The organism is Tsuneonella litorea, assembly GCF_025154015.1.
Taxonomy (GTDB): domain Bacteria; phylum Pseudomonadota; class Alphaproteobacteria; order Sphingomonadales; family Sphingomonadaceae; genus Tsuneonella; species Tsuneonella litorea.
In genome coordinates, this window is record NZ_JAOAMV010000009.1 from 66071 (window position 1) to 80237 (window position 14167).

The 14167-nt window shown below is 69.3% G+C and carries 15 protein-coding genes and 1 tRNA gene; 7 read left to right on the forward strand and 9 right to left on the reverse strand.

From position 1 onward, the window contains the following. Window positions 1–300 precede the first annotated feature (300 nt). The 6 genes from N0B51_RS14410 (at window position 301) to N0B51_RS14435 (ending at window position 5062) form a co-directional block, all read left to right on the forward strand. The gene (locus tag N0B51_RS14410; RefSeq protein WP_259963288.1) at window positions 301–1071 is read left to right on the forward strand and encodes a hypothetical protein; all 771 of its coding nucleotides are present in this window, start codon (window positions 301–303) and stop codon (window positions 1069–1071) included. A 109-nt stretch (window positions 1072–1180) separates the two neighbouring features. Continuing rightward, window positions 1181–1256, forward strand: a tRNA-Ala gene (locus N0B51_RS14415). Window positions 1257–1394: 138 nt separating this feature from the next. Next, on the forward strand, window positions 1395–2456 hold the full coding sequence (gene obgE, locus N0B51_RS14420; RefSeq protein WP_259963290.1) for a GTPase ObgE: 1062 nt from the start codon (window positions 1395–1397) through the stop codon (window positions 2454–2456). A gap of 46 nt (window positions 2457–2502) precedes the next feature. Beyond that, complete coding sequence (proB, locus tag N0B51_RS14425) at window positions 2503–3636, forward strand: glutamate 5-kinase (RefSeq protein WP_259963304.1); 1134 nt, start codon at window positions 2503–2505, stop codon at window positions 3634–3636. Next, on the forward strand, window positions 3633–4550 hold the full coding sequence (locus tag N0B51_RS14430) for an NAD-dependent epimerase/dehydratase family protein (protein ID WP_259963291.1): 918 nt from the start codon (window positions 3633–3635) through the stop codon (window positions 4548–4550). The genes proB and N0B51_RS14430 overlap by 4 nt, the downstream gene beginning before the upstream one ends. 98 nt (window positions 4551–4648) lie before the next feature. After that, window positions 4649–5062, forward strand: coding sequence for a hypothetical protein (locus N0B51_RS14435; RefSeq protein ID WP_259963292.1), 414 nt, complete (start codon window positions 4649–4651; stop codon window positions 5060–5062). Window positions 5063–5122: 60 nt separating this feature from the next. On the opposite strand, the gene N0B51_RS14440 is transcribed toward N0B51_RS14435, so the two are convergent. The 9 genes from N0B51_RS14440 to N0B51_RS14480 all read right to left on the reverse strand — a co-directional run bounded on the left by N0B51_RS14440 (window position 5123) and on the right by N0B51_RS14480 (window position 13463). Further along, window positions 5123–5923, reverse strand: a complete 801-nt coding sequence (locus N0B51_RS14440; protein WP_259963293.1) for a phosphoadenylyl-sulfate reductase — start codon at window positions 5921–5923, stop codon at window positions 5123–5125. Continuing rightward, window positions 5916–6353 carry a DUF934 domain-containing protein gene (locus N0B51_RS14445; protein WP_259963294.1) on the reverse strand — a complete coding sequence of 146 codons (438 nt, stop codon included), beginning with the start codon at window positions 6351–6353 and terminating at the stop codon, window positions 5916–5918. The genes N0B51_RS14440 and N0B51_RS14445 overlap by 8 nt, the downstream gene beginning before the upstream one ends. Then, window positions 6346–7974 (reverse strand): nitrite/sulfite reductase, encoded by a 1629-nt coding sequence (locus N0B51_RS14450; protein ID WP_259963295.1) that lies wholly within the window; start codon window positions 7972–7974, stop codon window positions 6346–6348. Before N0B51_RS14450 ends, N0B51_RS14445 begins: the two co-directional genes overlap by 8 nt. Beyond that, entirely contained in the window at window positions 7974–8270 is a 297-nt protein-coding gene (locus tag N0B51_RS14455; protein ID WP_259963296.1) for a DUF2849 domain-containing protein, read from the reverse strand. The genes N0B51_RS14450 and N0B51_RS14455 overlap by 1 nt, the downstream gene beginning before the upstream one ends. Beyond that, entirely contained in the window at window positions 8267–9022 is a 756-nt protein-coding gene (gene cobA / locus N0B51_RS14460; protein ID WP_259963297.1) for a uroporphyrinogen-III C-methyltransferase, read from the reverse strand. Before cobA ends, N0B51_RS14455 begins: the two co-directional genes overlap by 4 nt. Window positions 9023–9119: 97 nt before the next feature. Next, window positions 9120–10238, reverse strand: coding sequence for a mechanosensitive ion channel family protein (locus N0B51_RS14465; RefSeq protein WP_259963298.1), 1119 nt, complete (start codon window positions 10236–10238; stop codon window positions 9120–9122). Then, window positions 10235–11434: a cystathionine beta-lyase gene (gene metC / locus N0B51_RS14470; RefSeq protein WP_259963299.1), complete on the reverse strand. Its 1200-nt coding sequence runs from the start codon at window positions 11432–11434 to the stop codon at window positions 10235–10237. Before metC ends, N0B51_RS14465 begins: the two co-directional genes overlap by 4 nt. Beyond that, window positions 11434–12279, reverse strand: coding sequence for a sulfurtransferase (locus N0B51_RS14475; RefSeq protein ID WP_259963300.1), 846 nt, complete (start codon window positions 12277–12279; stop codon window positions 11434–11436). The genes metC and N0B51_RS14475 overlap by 1 nt, the downstream gene beginning before the upstream one ends. Before the next feature lie 41 nt (window positions 12280–12320). Further along, on the reverse strand, window positions 12321–13463 hold the full coding sequence (locus tag N0B51_RS14480) for a hypothetical protein (protein ID WP_259963301.1): 1143 nt from the start codon (window positions 13461–13463) through the stop codon (window positions 12321–12323). A 106-nt stretch (window positions 13464–13569) separates the two neighbouring features. Here N0B51_RS14480 and queF point away from each other — a divergent pair, with 106 nt between their 5' ends. Further along, a complete protein-coding gene (gene queF, locus N0B51_RS14485; protein WP_259963302.1) occupies window positions 13570–14028 on the forward strand; it encodes a preQ(1) synthase in 459 nt (152 codons plus the stop codon). Window positions 14029–14167 lie beyond the last annotated feature (139 nt).

The window sequence follows — 14167 nt, forward strand, 5'->3', positions numbered from 1 at the left end:
CGGAGGATTCGTTTCATCGTGCCCGGGGGACATCGTGTCCCTCGGGCATTTTCTTTGCGTCGCTGACGCGATAGGCGCGGGGCTGCTTCAGGCGCGCGAAAGGCGCGGCCTGCCAGATTGGATGCGGGCAGAGGAGGGCCGCGCCGCATGTTTCAGGTTTCCAGTTCGATTATCCGCCTGATGGCGATCGGCGGGGCGCTCGCCGTGCTCGGTGCCTGTGCGACGCCGCCGCCACCACCACCACCGCCGCCCCCGCCGCCGCCCGTGGCCAAGGTGATTCCGCCTCGACCCGTACCACCGATGGGTGCCGTTGCCGGGATGGCGATCCCCGCGGTTCAGGCAGACGGCGTGCGGCACACGGTGAACTACCAGCTGACCCCGGCACAAACGACGTGGAACCTGCGTTCGGCGCTCAACGTCGCGGCGCTCAACTGCCTCGAGCCGAAGTACGATCCGATCCTCCAGGGCTACAAGGGGCTGCTCAAGACCCATGCGCGCGGCCTGTCCTCGGCCAACCGCACGCTGGAGAGCGAGTTCCGCCAGAAGTACGGTCCCGGCTTTCGCGACGTGCTCGATGGCTACATGACGCAGGTCTACAACTATTTCGCGCTGCCGCCCGCGCGCAATTCGTTCTGCGAAGCTTCGCTGGCCGTTTCGCTGGAACTTCCGCTCGTCGCGCAGGGCGACCTCGATGCCTTCGCCGCGCGCAGCCTGCCGCGGATCGAGGGCGTGTTCGACGATTTCTTCCGCGCCTATGAACAATACCGCGTCGAAGTCGCCCGGTGGGACGCCGAATACAATCCGACCGCGCTGACCGCGACGGTATCAGGATACGTCAACCCGCTCGATCCCGCCGTCACCGTGCCTCCCGGCGCGACGACGGTGGGCGCGATGCCGGCGCTGCCTCCGTCGAACGCGCCGGCGCCTGAGCCGGTCATCGTGCTGACCCAGCCGGCCGCAACGCCGCGTGAAGCGCCGGCCACTTTGCCGACCACTGTGCCGGTGATCGTCGAGACGCAAGGCGCCGGCGAACCGCCCTCGATCACCCTGCCGCCGGGATCGCGGAAGTGAGCGATCAAGGGGGAGGCAGGGGGCGGATTTTGCTCTTGGCAAGCCACCCCCGGTTCGCCTAAGGGGCGCGCTCGCTGCGGTCCTGGCCGCAGCGCAATGGAACTGGAACGGGGCCGTAGCTCAGCTGGGAGAGCGCGTCGTTCGCAATGACGAGGTCAGGGGTTCGATCCCCCTCGGCTCCACCAGTTTCGGTTCGATCTGTCCGACTGAGGGTTTGTCTCGCTTGGGAGCGAGGGTGCCCGTCGACCTCGCGGCATCGCCGGTTACGATCCCGTGCCACCCGCGACTTTCAAGCGTCGCCATTTACGCGTAGCGCCTTTCCCATGCATTTTCTCGACCAGGCCAAGATCTACATCAAGTCCGGCGCGGGTGGTCCCGGGGCGGTCAGCTTCCGGCGCGAGAAATACGTCGAGTACGGCGGACCCGACGGGGGCAACGGCGGCAAGGGGGGCGACGTCGTGTTCGAGGCTGTCCAGGGCCTCAACACGCTGATCGACTTCCGCTACACCCAGCATTTCAAGGCGCAGCGCGGGGGCCACGGGATGGGCAAGGACCGCACCGGGGCGAGCGCGCCCGATCTGGTTATCCAGGTCCCGGTCGGGACCCAGATCCTGTCCGAGGACAAGGAAGAGATCCTCGCCGATTTCACCGAGGTCGGCCAGCGCGTGACCCTGCTCGAAGGCGGCATGGGCGGGCGCGGCAACGCGAGCTACAAGACCAGCACCAACCGCGCCCCGCGCCAGCACCAGCCCGGCATCCCGGCGGAGGAGATGTGGGTCTGGCTGCGGCTGAAGCTGCTCGCCGACGTCGGCCTCGTCGGCCTGCCCAACGCGGGCAAGAGCACCTTCATCAACCAGGTCTCGAACGCGCAGGCCAAGGTCGGCGCCTACGCCTTCACGACGCTGGTGCCCAAGCTGGGGGTGGTGCGGCATCGCGGGCGCGAATTCGTGCTGGCGGACATTCCCGGGCTGATCGCGGGCGCGGCAGAGGGCGCCGGGATCGGCGACCGGTTCCTCGGTCACATCGAGCGGTGCCGGGTGCTGATCCACCTGATCGACATCTCCGGGACCGATCCGGCCGAGGCACTGGCAATTGTCGAGGACGAGCTGGAAGCCTATGGCGAGGGGCTGGCGGAGAAGCCGCGGCTGATCGCGCTCAACAAGGTCGACCTTGCCGACGCGGAGCTGGCCGAGGGGTTCGCGAAGGAACTGCGCGCCGCTGGGGCCGACGCGGTCTACCCGATCTCCGGCGCGACCGGCGAGGGCATCGAGGCGCTGCTCGACGCGGCGCTCTCCTACCTACCCGATCGCACCGCGACCGAGACGCGCGGCAGCGAAGTCGAGGATGCGCCCGACGAGAGCGACGAGTGGTCGCCGCTGGGCTGACATCCCGGCGTGACGCGGCGGCATGGCTTCGCTAAGCGCCGCGCGGATGACCGGTGCCGCTCTCTCCCAGATCGCCGATCCCGCCGCCTGCCCGCGGCTGGTGATCAAGGTCGGCTCGGCGCTGCTCGTGGAGCGGGGCGGCGCGCTGCGGCGCGAGTGGCTTCAGGCCCTCGCGGGCGAAATCAGCGAGGCCCGCCGGCGGGGGCAGCAGGTGGTCGTCGTCAGCTCCGGGGCCATCGCCCTTGGCGCGGCGCGGCTGGGGTTGTCCGGCGGCGGGCGCACCAGCCTGGCCGATGCGCAAGCCGCCGCGGCGGTGGGCCAGATCGCGCTGGCGGGGGCATGGGACGAACTGCTCGGCGCCGAAGGCCTGGTCGCGGCACAGCTGCTGCTTACGCTCGAGGATCTCGAAGACCGCCGCCGCTATCTCAACGCGTCTTCGACCCTTGCACGCCTGCTCGATCAGGGAGCCATTCCGGTGGTCAACGAGAACGACAGCGTCGCGACCGCGGAGATCCGTTTCGGCGACAACGATCGCCTCGCCGCCCGGGTCGCGCAGGCAGCGGGGGCCGACGCCGTGGCGCTGCTGAGCGATGTCGACGGCTTGTTCGACCGCGACCCTAAAGACCCCGAGGCCCGGCTCGTGCGCGAGGTCCGGGGGGTCGACGAGGCCGTCCGCGCCATGGCGACCGGGGGGTCGGGATCGGGCATGGGTTCGGGCGGAATGGTTTCGAAGCTGGAGGCGGCCGAAATCGCCGGCCGGGCCGGTATCGCGCTTGCGATCCTCAACGGGACGCACGCGCGCCCCCTGGCGCGGGCGCTTGCGGAGGACAAGGGGACCCTGTTCGTGCCGCAGCGGCGCGACGGCGGGCGCAAGGTCTGGCTCGGCGGGAGAATCGCGCCGGCGGGCGTGCTGACGGTCGACGCGGGGTGCGCCGCGGCGCTCGGAGCGGGATCGAGCCTGCTGGCGGCCGGGGTGGTGGGGGTCGACGGCGATTTCGCGCGCGGCGACCTGGTGACGATCCATTCGGCGAAGGGCGACCGGCTCGCGCAGGGACTGGTCGAGTACACCGCCGCCGAATGCCGCGCGATCGCCGGCCGCAAGGCGAGCGACCAGGCGGCGCTGCTGGGCTATGCGCCCCGCGCCGCCGTGATCCATCGCGACCACATGGTCCTGCTGTGAGCGGGCCGCTCGTTGCGCTGACCGGCGCTACCGGCTTCGTCGGCCGTGCCGCGCTCGATGCGCTCGACCGGGCGGGAATGCAGGTCCGTGCGCTGGCCCGCACGGTGCCGGACAAGCGGGGCGCGGCCAGTTGGGAGCAGGGCGATCTGTCGGACGGCGGGGCGCTTGCCCGGCTGGTGAAGGGTGCCGAGGCTGTGGTTCACGTTGCCGGCCTGACCACCGCTCCCAACGCCGAGGCTTTCGATGCTGCCAACGTGGCCGGGACCCTCAATGTCGTGAAGGCGGCAGCCGACGCCGGGGTCCCGCGTTTCATATTCGTGTCGTCGCTCGCGGCCCGCGAGCCCGCGCTGTCCGCCTACGGCGCTTCGAAGGAACGCGCCGAGCGCCTGGTCGCAGCAAGCGGGCTCGACTGGACGATCGTGCGGCCCCCAGGGGTCTACGGCCCGTGGGATCGCGACTACCTTGAGATGTTCAGGCTGGCGAAGCGCGGGATCGTCCCGGTCCCGCCCCCGGGGCGCAGCTCGCTGATCCACGTCGATGATCTGGCCGAGCTGCTCGCCACGCTCGTGCCCGGCGGGGAGGACGCGACCCACCGGACCTTCGAGCCCGACGACGGACACGCGGGCGGCTGGAGCCACCGCGAGCTGGCGCGGGTCATCGGCTGGGCGGTCGGCCGGCGGCCGCTGGTCGTTCACCTCTCGCGGCCGCTCCTCGAACAGGCCTCGCGCGCCGACCGGCTGCTGCGCCGCTCGCGCGCGCGGCTGACGCGCGACAGGGTCGGCTACATGACGCATCCCGACTGGGTTGCGCGGCCCGAGCTGCACGTTCCGCCGGCGCTGTGGCAGCCGCGCATCCCCACCCGCGAAGGGATGAAGGAGACGGCACGCTGGTACCGCGAGAAGGGCTGGCTCTAGCGACGATTCGACTTGGCCGTCAGAGCGTGCATAGTCCGCCCGCGGGTTGCGAGTCGCGCCCCGGGTTTGACCCGGTGCTGCGTGCAAGGGGGATTGCCATGAAGAAGTTCGTTGCGGCGGCCGCGCTGGGTGCGCTGGCTGCCTGTTCTCAGCCTGCACCGGAACCCGAAACCGATGCCGCGGCCACCGAGGCGGAAGCGCCTGCCGCCATGCCGACGACGCTCGCCGCGGACGGCAAGCCGTCCTACGGCAAGTTCGAGGTCACGATGCCCGACGGCCAGAAGATCGTGGCGAACGTTAAGCCCGACGGCACGTTCGAGGTCACCGATGCAAGCGGCGCGGTGATCGATTCGGGTACCTGGGAGCAGAAGTCACCCGAGCAGTACTGCGAGACTTCGTCGAAGGAAGGGTCCGAGCAGGTCTGCTATGACGAGAAGGTGGTCGATGGGGTCTACCAGTCGACAAACCCCAAGACCGGAGAGACGGCGACCGTCGTGCGTCTGGAAGGCTGACGGCAGATCGAATGAGGGGACGGCGTCGGGGGCACGCCTCGGGCGCCGTCGGTTATCGCATCAGAGAAACGGTTCGTATCCCGGCGGTAGCTCGCCGTCGGGGCCGAGTTCGACCGGCGTGTGGATGCCGCACTCGGTCTTGTCCCACCCCTTCCAGCGCCCGGCGCGGGGATCTTCCCCAGGCGCGACCTTGCTGGTGCAAGGGGAGCATCCGATCGAGGGATAGCCGCGGGCGACCAGCGGGTGCGCGGGCAGGTCGTGCTCGGCGACGTAGGCGGCGATGCGCGCCGCATCCCAGTCGATCAGCGGATTGATCTTGAGCCGCCCGGATGCGTCCGAGCGGTCGAGTTCGAAGCGCGGCAGGTTGGCGCGGGTCTGCGACTGAAACGCCTTCCGCCCGGTGATCGAGGCATCGAACCCGGACAATGCCTTGGCCAGCGGGCGCACCTTGCGGATCTCGCAGCAACCGTCCGGGTCGTAGGACCAGCGCAGGCCGGTCTCGTCGCGGGCGGCGAGGTCGGCCGGCTCGGGCGCGAGCACGACGAGGTTGGTCAGGCCGAGGCGATCGACGAGTGCATCGCGATAGGCAATCGTCTCGGCGAAATGCTTGCCGGTATCGAGGAAAAGCACCGGCGTGTCGGGCGCGATGGCTGCGATCTGGTGAAGCAGCACGGCGCTTTCGGCCCCGAAGCTCGACACCGCGGCGACCCGGCCCGCCAGGCCGCCGCGCAGCACGCCGCTCAGCATTTCGGCTGTGTCAGCCCCGTCGAACCGCCGATTGAGCCGCTCCGCATCGTCTGGCTTGAACCGTGGTCCGGTGTCGATCCGGTCGGCGAACCTGCTGATGCCAAGGTCAGCCATGCGTCACCGGGTGGCGGAGCGCCCAGATGGGCGCGCGGTCGTCGGCGGCGGGCTGGTAGACATGGTCCCAGCGCGCCAGCGCGGCCTGGGCGTCGGCCGGGTCGAGCGGGCGGTCGGGTTCGAAGGCGTCGAAACCGCAGCGACGCAGGGCGAACAGCTGGTCGACGAGCACGTCGCCCACGGCGCGCAGCTCGCCCTGGTAACCCGCCTCGCGCAGCACGCGCGCCGCGCTGTAGCCGCGGCCGTCGGTAAAGGCAGGAAAGTTCACCTCGATCAGCCGAAGCCCGTCGAGGTAGGGGATGAGCGCGCGGGCATCGTCGCCCGGCTCGACCCGCACCGCCGCCGAATTGGCCTGCTGGATGTACGAATCGACCGTCACCGCGGGGTGGTCGACAGGGTCGTCATCGCGGAACCGCAGGACGTCAGCCATAGAGCGCCTCCTTGAACGGCTCGATTCCGATGCGGCGATATGTGTCGAGGAAACGCTCGCCCTTCGTGCGCTGTGCCAGGTACACCCCCGTCGCGGTCTCGACCGCGTCGACGATTCCCGCTTCGTCGAAACCGGGCCCGACGATCTTGGCGAGCGACGTGTCCTCCGCTTCGCTGCCGCCCAGCAGCAACTGGTAGTTTTCGGTGCCCTTCCGGTCGACACCGAGGATGCCGATGTGACCGGCATGGTGGTGCCCGCAGGCGTTGATGCACCCGGAAATCTTGATCTTGAGTTCGCCCAGTTCTGCCGCGTTCGGGGCGAGCCGCTCGCTCAATTTCTGGGCCACCGGGATGGAACGCGCATTGGCAAGGCTGCAGTAATCCAGACCGGGACAGGCGATGATGTCGCCGGCCTGGTCGAGGTTGGCCGTGCCGAGGCCCGCCTCGTCGAGCTTCTTCCACAGGGTATAGAGGTCCGCCTGGCGCACGTGCGGCAGGGCGATGTTCTGCGTGTGGGTCACGCGCATCTCGTCGAACGAATAGGCCCGCGCGAGGTCTGCCATCAGTCGCATCTGATCGGATGTGGCGTCACCGGGAATGCCGCCGACCGGCTTGAGGCTGATCACCGCGGCGACGTAGCCGGGCACCTTGTGCGGCACGGTGTTGGTATCGACCCACAGCGCGAAGTCGGGGTCCGACCGGTCGACCCCGCGCGGCAGGTCCTTCTCGAACGGCGGATCGGCGAAAAAGGCGGAAATGCGCTCCAGCTCCGCAAGCGGCGGCTCGATGCCCTGCGCCTGGAGGTGCGCGAACTCTTCCTCGACCTGGCGGCGATACTCGTCGGCGCCGAGCTCGTGGACGAGGATCTTGATCCGCGCCTTGTACTTGTTGTCGCGGCGGCCGTGGCGGTTGTAGACCCGCAAGGCGGCCTCGCAATAGGTGACGAGGCTGTCGACGGGCACGAATTCGTTGATGCAAGGCGCGATCATCGGGGTGCGGCCCATGCCGCCGCCGACCCAGAACTGTGCCCCTATCTCGCCCGCGTCGTTCCGCACCATGCGGATGCCGATGTCGTGCAGCTTCATCGCCGCGCGATCGGTCTCGCTCGCAATGACGGCGATCTTGAACTTGCGGGGAAGCGCGGTGAACTCCGGGTGGAAGCTCGACCATTGTCTGAGCAATTCGGCGTAAGGCCTTGGATCGACGACTTCATCCGCCGCGGCGCCCGCGAAGTGATCGGAACTGATGTTGCGGATGCAGTTCCCGCTCGTCTGGATCGCGTGCATCTCGACCGCAGCGAGATCGGCGAGGATGTCGGGCGCTTCGGCAAGCTTGATCCAGTTGTACTGGATGTTCTGCCGGGTGGTGAAATGGCCGTATCCGCGGTCGTACTTGTCGGCGATGTCGGCCAGCGCGTGCATTTGCCGGCTGTCGAGCGTGCCGTAGGGGATCGCCACGCGCAGCATGTAGGCGTGCAGTTGCAGGTAGAGCCCGTTCATCAGCCGCAGCGGCTTGAACTGGTCCTCGGTGATCTTGCCGGCGAGGCGCCGGGCGACCTGGTCCCGGAACTCGGCGACGCGGGTGTCGACCATCTGCTGGTCGTAAGTGTCATAACGATACATCAGATCACCCAGTTGCCGGCTTCGGGGTCGGCGGGCTTGAGGGTCAGGTCGGGGCGCACGGTGGGGCCAAGCGCGCGGATGCGATCCTTGATGTGCGCCGGGCGCACGCCTTTCTCGGTGCGTTCGCCCGCGATCACGTAAGGGGCGTTGACCCGCCGGGCGGCTTCTTCACGCGCGGCGATCGATTCGGCTTCGGCGCCGGCATCGATCGCATCCTCGACGTGAAGCGACCAGTCGTAGCCGGTCCACCAGGTCACCGCGCCGGTCTTGAGGTCGTTTCCGGTGAGGATTTTCACGCTGCCGTCTCCACCAGTGCGGCCACGACGGCGTCCGCGCGCGCCGTGACTTCGCCGATGACGATGAGCGCGGGGCTATTGACCGCCTCGCGCTCGACGAGGTCGGGCAGGGCGGCGAGCGGCCCGCGCAGCACCCGCATCTGCGGACGGCAGGCATTCTCGATCACTGCCAGCGGCATATCGGGCGCAAGGCCATCGGCCATAAGCTTTTCAGCGATTTGCGGCGCGGTCTTCACACCCATGTAGATGACCAGCGTGCGTCCCTTGCCGGCAAGGCCGGCCCAGTCCTGCTCGCTCAAACCCTTGCATTGGCCGGCGACGAAGCTGACCACGCTCGACGCGTCGCGGTGGGTCAGGGCGATCTGCGCGGCCGCGGCCGCCCCGTTTGCGGCGCTGATGCCGGGGACGATCTCGACCGGCACGCCGGCGGCGCGGCAAGCTTCCGCCTCCTCGCCGCCGCGCCCGAACACCAGCGGATCGCCGCCCTTGAGGCGAACGACGTCGCGCCCGGCGAGCGCCTCGCGCACCAGCAGCGCGTTGATCGATTCCTGGGGCAGGGTGTGCCGCGCACGGCTCTTCGCCACCGAAATGCGTCTTGCCGAGGCGGGGGCGAGCGCGAGGATCGCCGGATCGACGAGCCCGTCGTGAACGATCAGGCGCGCGCGCTCGACCAGCCGCGCGGCGCGCAGCGTCAGCAAGTCGGGATCACCCGGTCCCGCGCCGACGAGATAGACTGTACCTGTGGTGGCCATGGCGGCGAAATGCGCGCCCCGGCCCGGAGTCGCCAGCCAGATTGCCTGTCAGACGGGGAAGGCGCGATTTTGAAATCTGGGGTTGAAAGGCGCGAAGCTAGCCTTCCGCGGCGCCCCGCTCGCCGCTCTCCGGTTTCTCGATCCGCTGCGAGATCGCCGCCACCAGCTGCTGGAACTGGGCATTGTCGCGCAAGTTGAGGTCGCGCTGGGGGAAAGGGATTTCGACCCCGTGTTCGGCGAACAGGTCCCACAGGCGCTTGAGCACGTCCGACCGGACGTTGCCGACCCCGTCCTCCGGATCGTTGATCCAGCAGTGGATCACGAAATTGACCGAACTGTCGCCGTACGCGTCGAGCCAGCAGACCGGCGGCGGGGTCTTGAGCACGCGCGTGGCGCTCCTCGCCGCCTCGAGCATCAGCTTCTCGGCAAGTTTCAGGTCGCAGTTGTAGGACACCCCCACCGGCACCTGGATGCGCACGTTGCGCGACGAATAGGACCAGTTCTCGACCTGGTTGATCATCAGGTTCTCGTTCGGGATCAGGTATTCGCGCTGGTCGCGGGTGGTCAGCGAAACCGCGCGGATGCCGATCTTGCGGATCTGCCCGAAGGTCATGTTGCCGGCCGAATCGGCGATGGCGATCACGTCGCCGGGCTTGATCGACCGGTCCATCAGCAGGATGATCCCGGCGATCAGGTTGCCGAAGGTCTTCTGCAGGCCGAACCCGATCGCGAGGCCGAACGCGCCCGAAAACACCGCGAGTGCGGTCAGGTCGATGCCGAGGATGTCGATCCCGAGGAGAACCGCGATGGCCCACACGGCGATGGTGACGAGCTTTTCGGCGAGCAGGCGCTGGGTCTGGTCGAAGCGCGTCAGCCGCCGCAGCGTCCGCCGCGCAAACCGGCTGAGGAAGAACGCGAGCAAGTAGATCCCGACCAGGACCGAGATGAACACGATCGCGTCCCACATCGACAGGTGGAACGAGCCGATGTCGACGGCCAGTCCGTCGAGCGTCTCGACGACCCCCGCAGCGGTCCCACCACCCTTCTCGGCGACGACTTCCTTGATACCTTCGGCCGCCTTGATCGCGGTCTCCGGCGAAGGGGTGGCGGTGGGGATGGCCGGCGGGGTCGCCGGGGGCAGAACCGCGGCGACGTCGGTCGCGGCTCCGGCCGGGTCGGGGATCGGCGTATCCGTCGGCAGCGGCGTGGCTGTCATCTATTGTCCATTGCGGCGAAGGCCCGGTCGAGATCGGCGACGAGGTCCGCGGGATCCTCGAGCCCGATCGACAACCTGATAGCGGCCCCGGGGTTTGCTGCCAAATCGGCGGGTGGCCAGCTTGTCGCGCTTCGCGGGGGATCGAACGGCACTACGAGGCTTTCGTATCCCCCCCAGCTGAAGCCGATGCCGAACAGTTCGAGTGCGTCCACGAAGCGGGCGCGTTCCGCCTCGCCCCGGCCGGACAGCACGATGCTGAACAGGCCGCAGCCTCCGGTGAAATCGCGGCGCCACAGTGCGTGTCCCGGCGCGCCGGGCAGCATTGGGCAGAGCACGCGGGCGACTTCGGGCCGTGCGTCGAGCCAGCGCGCGATCTCCAGCGCGGCAGCGGTCGACTGCGCGAGCCTCACACCCATCGTCCTCAGGCCGCGCAGGACCAGCGCCGCGTCGTCGGGCGAGACGACGGTGCCGAGGCTCTGCGCGGTGAGACGCAGCTTGCGATGCCACGCCTTCCCCGCGCTCGCCGATCCCATCATGACGTCGGAATGGCCCCCGACGTGCTTGGTCAGGCTCATCACCGAAATGTCGCAACCGTGGTCGAGCGGGGCGAACCCCAGCGGGGAGGCCCAGGTGTTGTCGATCACGCTCACCGCCCCATTGTCGCGCGCGATGCGGGCAAGCGCGGGCACGTCGCAGACTTCCATCGTCAGGCTGCCGGGGCTTTCCAACATGACGGCCGCCGTGCGCTCGCAGAACGCGTCTTCGTAAGCGGCGAGGTCCAGCGGATCGAAGAACCGCGCATCAATCCCGAACCGCTTGAGCAGCCCTTGCGCGATGCTGCGCGTGGGCTCGTAGGCGTTGTCGGTGACGAGGAGCACGTCGCCCGGCTTCAGCACCGCGAGCAGCGCCCCGGCGATCGCCGCGACTCCGCTGGGGTAGAGGACCGTGCCGTCTGCTCCCGGCTCGATGTCGGTCAGGGCGTCGGCAAGCGCCCACTGGGTCGGCGTCCCGCGGCGGCCGTAGTAGAAATGCCCGTCTTCATTGGGGCGGCCCGCGGCGAGGTCGGCGCTGTCTTCGTAAAGGTGCGTGCTGGTGCGCCAGACCGGCGGATTGACCGCCGCCCCGGTCCATTCGGCCCTGCGTCCCCCGGTCACGAGGCGGGTGCCCGGCCGGGTGTCGCTGCCCTTCTTCGCCATCAGGCGGCCGCTCCGGTTTGCTTGGGGGTCGCGGGATCTGCGCCCCATTCGCTCCAGCTTCCGTCGTAGAGCGCGGCGCCCTCGATCCCGAGCCGATCGAGCGCGAACAGCAGGATCGACGCGGTCACCCCGCTGCCGCACGAGGTGACGATCGGCCGCTCAAGATCGACCCCTGCGCCCTCGAACGCCGCGCGCAGTTCCTCGCCGGGGCGGAAGGTGCCGTCTTCACGATAGAGGTCGCGATAGAACAGGTTGCGCGCGCCCGGGATGTGTCCGCCGGGCAAATTGTGCACGGTATCCGCGGTGGCGCCGGTAAAACGGCCCGGGTCGCGCGCGTCGATCACCTGCTCGGCGCGGGTGTCGAGGTTGGCGCGCATCTGGGCCTTGCGGCGGACCGTTCCGGTAAAGGCTGCCGGCGCAAGCACTTCGCCAGAGAATTCGGCGCTGCCGCTCTCGACCGGCCTGCCCTCGGCCCGCCATTTGGCGAGACCGCCGTCGAGAATCGCCACCTGCTCGAAACCGTAGCCGGTCAGGATGAACCAGGCCCGTGCCGCGGTCTTCACCGCGCTGTCGTCGTAGATCACGATGCGCGCCTCGCGGCGCAAGCCCAGCGCGCCGAGCACGGTCGCCGCCTGGCTCGGGCCGGGCAGGGTGTAGCCGACCGGGGACTGCGGATCGGCCAGCCGCGACAGATCGAGAAACCGGGCGCCCGGGATGTGCGCCGCCAGGAACTCTGCGGCCGCGTCTCGGCCGGTTGCAGGCAGGTGGCGCGAAGCATCGATCACGACGAGGTCATCGGCACCAAGCGCCTGCGCGAGCCAGTCAGTCGAAACGAGGCTTTCCATGCACCGCAGGCCTAGCGACCTCGGCGCGCGCGATCCAGCGGCTAATCGAGCGCCGTCTGCCCCACTGCGTGGTAGACCTGCGGCATCTCGTCGAGCCGGAAAGGCTGCAGGCGCTCCGCACCGGGCGTGCGCAGCCCGACGACGAAGGTGCGCGCGACCGGCGCCACGCCCGCTGCCTCGGCGCGGATCCGGAGCAGGGGAACGTAGACGACCGCCTTGCCGTGAGGAATCGGGCGGATTTCCTCGAGCGGCAGCCGGAACTCGCCGCTGAAGGCGACGCTCTCGCCCGGGTCGAGCCGCTCGACCGTCTGCACCGGGGTCAGCGGGACGGCCGGATCGGCCAGCTGATCGCTCGCTGGGATCCGGGCGTGGGCGGTGACGAGATCAACCCCGAACACGACATTCTCCAGCGGGATCGCCCCCCGATTGGTCAACCGCAGTTCGTAGGAAAGCGTCGCAAACCGCATGCTGCGCGCGAGTTGCTTGGCCTTCGCGTCGATTGCCAGCACGGATCCGGCGGGCACGGGCGCGGGCGCCGGAGCGGGGGGAGTAACCGGACGCCGCGCGCTCGCCTCGGCCGCGGACGCGGGGCGAGGGGGCACGATAGCGGGCGGCGGCGCGTCAGCCGCCTTGCGCCGGCGGAACCATAGCGCCGCGCCGAGGCCGCCCGCCAGGACCAGTCCGCCGAGCGCGTAGAGCCAGGCCGGCAGCCCGCTCCCGGAACTGTCTGCGGGCGCCTCGACCGCTGACGCGCCGGCAGGTGCGGGTTCCGATGCGGCGGTCGGCAGTGGCGCGGGGGCCGATTCGGTCGCGGCGCCCGGAAAGGGGGTGGCGCTTTCGACCACCGCCTCGGACTCCTGCGGGCTGGGGGTCGCGGGCGGTGTGAAGCGCGGGGGAAGCGAACTGTTGCTCGGGGGCCTGACCACGCGCGGCGTGGGCGACGGTTCGGGCGTGGGCGCGGGAGCGGGGGCCGCGGTCGGCCGCGGCGTGGGGGTAGGCGTGGGCGCCCGCGGCCGGGTGAGGATCGGGGCATCGGGATCGACCGGGCCCTGGACGTCGGTGGGGGTGGGCGTGGGCGTGGGCAAGCGGAATCCGCCCGGCGCGCTGCCGTCCTGGGCGGACCCGGGCACGGCAGCTGCACCCACGGCGAGCGCGATCAGACTGGCGGATACGAAGTGCTTCATGGCTCCCGACGGGACTTCCCAAGCGTCCGGCGCGCTGAATAGGCACTGAATTGCCCGAGTCCACCGCCGCCTTGCGGGAAGCTGCAATTCGCGCCAGATGCGCGGCATGAGCGACACACCTGCCACCGCGCACCTCGGCAAGTCGAGCGTGCTGCCCGCTTCTCCGGAAGAAGCGGCCCTGGACTACGTTCCCAACCCGCGCAAGGGCACGCTCTACCTCGTCCGATTTGCCGCGCCCGAATTCACCTCGCTCTGCCCGGTGACCGGCCAGCCGGACTTCGCGCACCTCGTGATCGACTACGCGCCGGGCGAAACGATCGTCGAATCGAAGAGCCTCAAGCTGTTCCTCGGGTCATTCCGCAATCACTGCGGCTTCCACGAGGACGTGACGGTGGGCATCGGCCAGCGGCTCGAGAAGGAGATGGAGCCCCGGTGGCTCCGCATCGGTGGCTATTGGTATCCGCGCGGCGGGATCCCGATCGACGTGTTCTGGCAGACCGGCGCGCCGCCTGAGGGGCTGTGGGTGCCCGACCAGGGCGTCGCGGGCTACCGTGGCCGGGGGTGATGGCGTCTGGCAATCCGACCGCTTTCGGGCTTTTCATGCAGAAGCCTGAATGTCCGCAAATAGGGTGTATTCTGTTGAAAAACTCCCCTTGCCGAGGGACTAAACCGCTGATTCAATGATCCCGACAGCCGGGAGATCA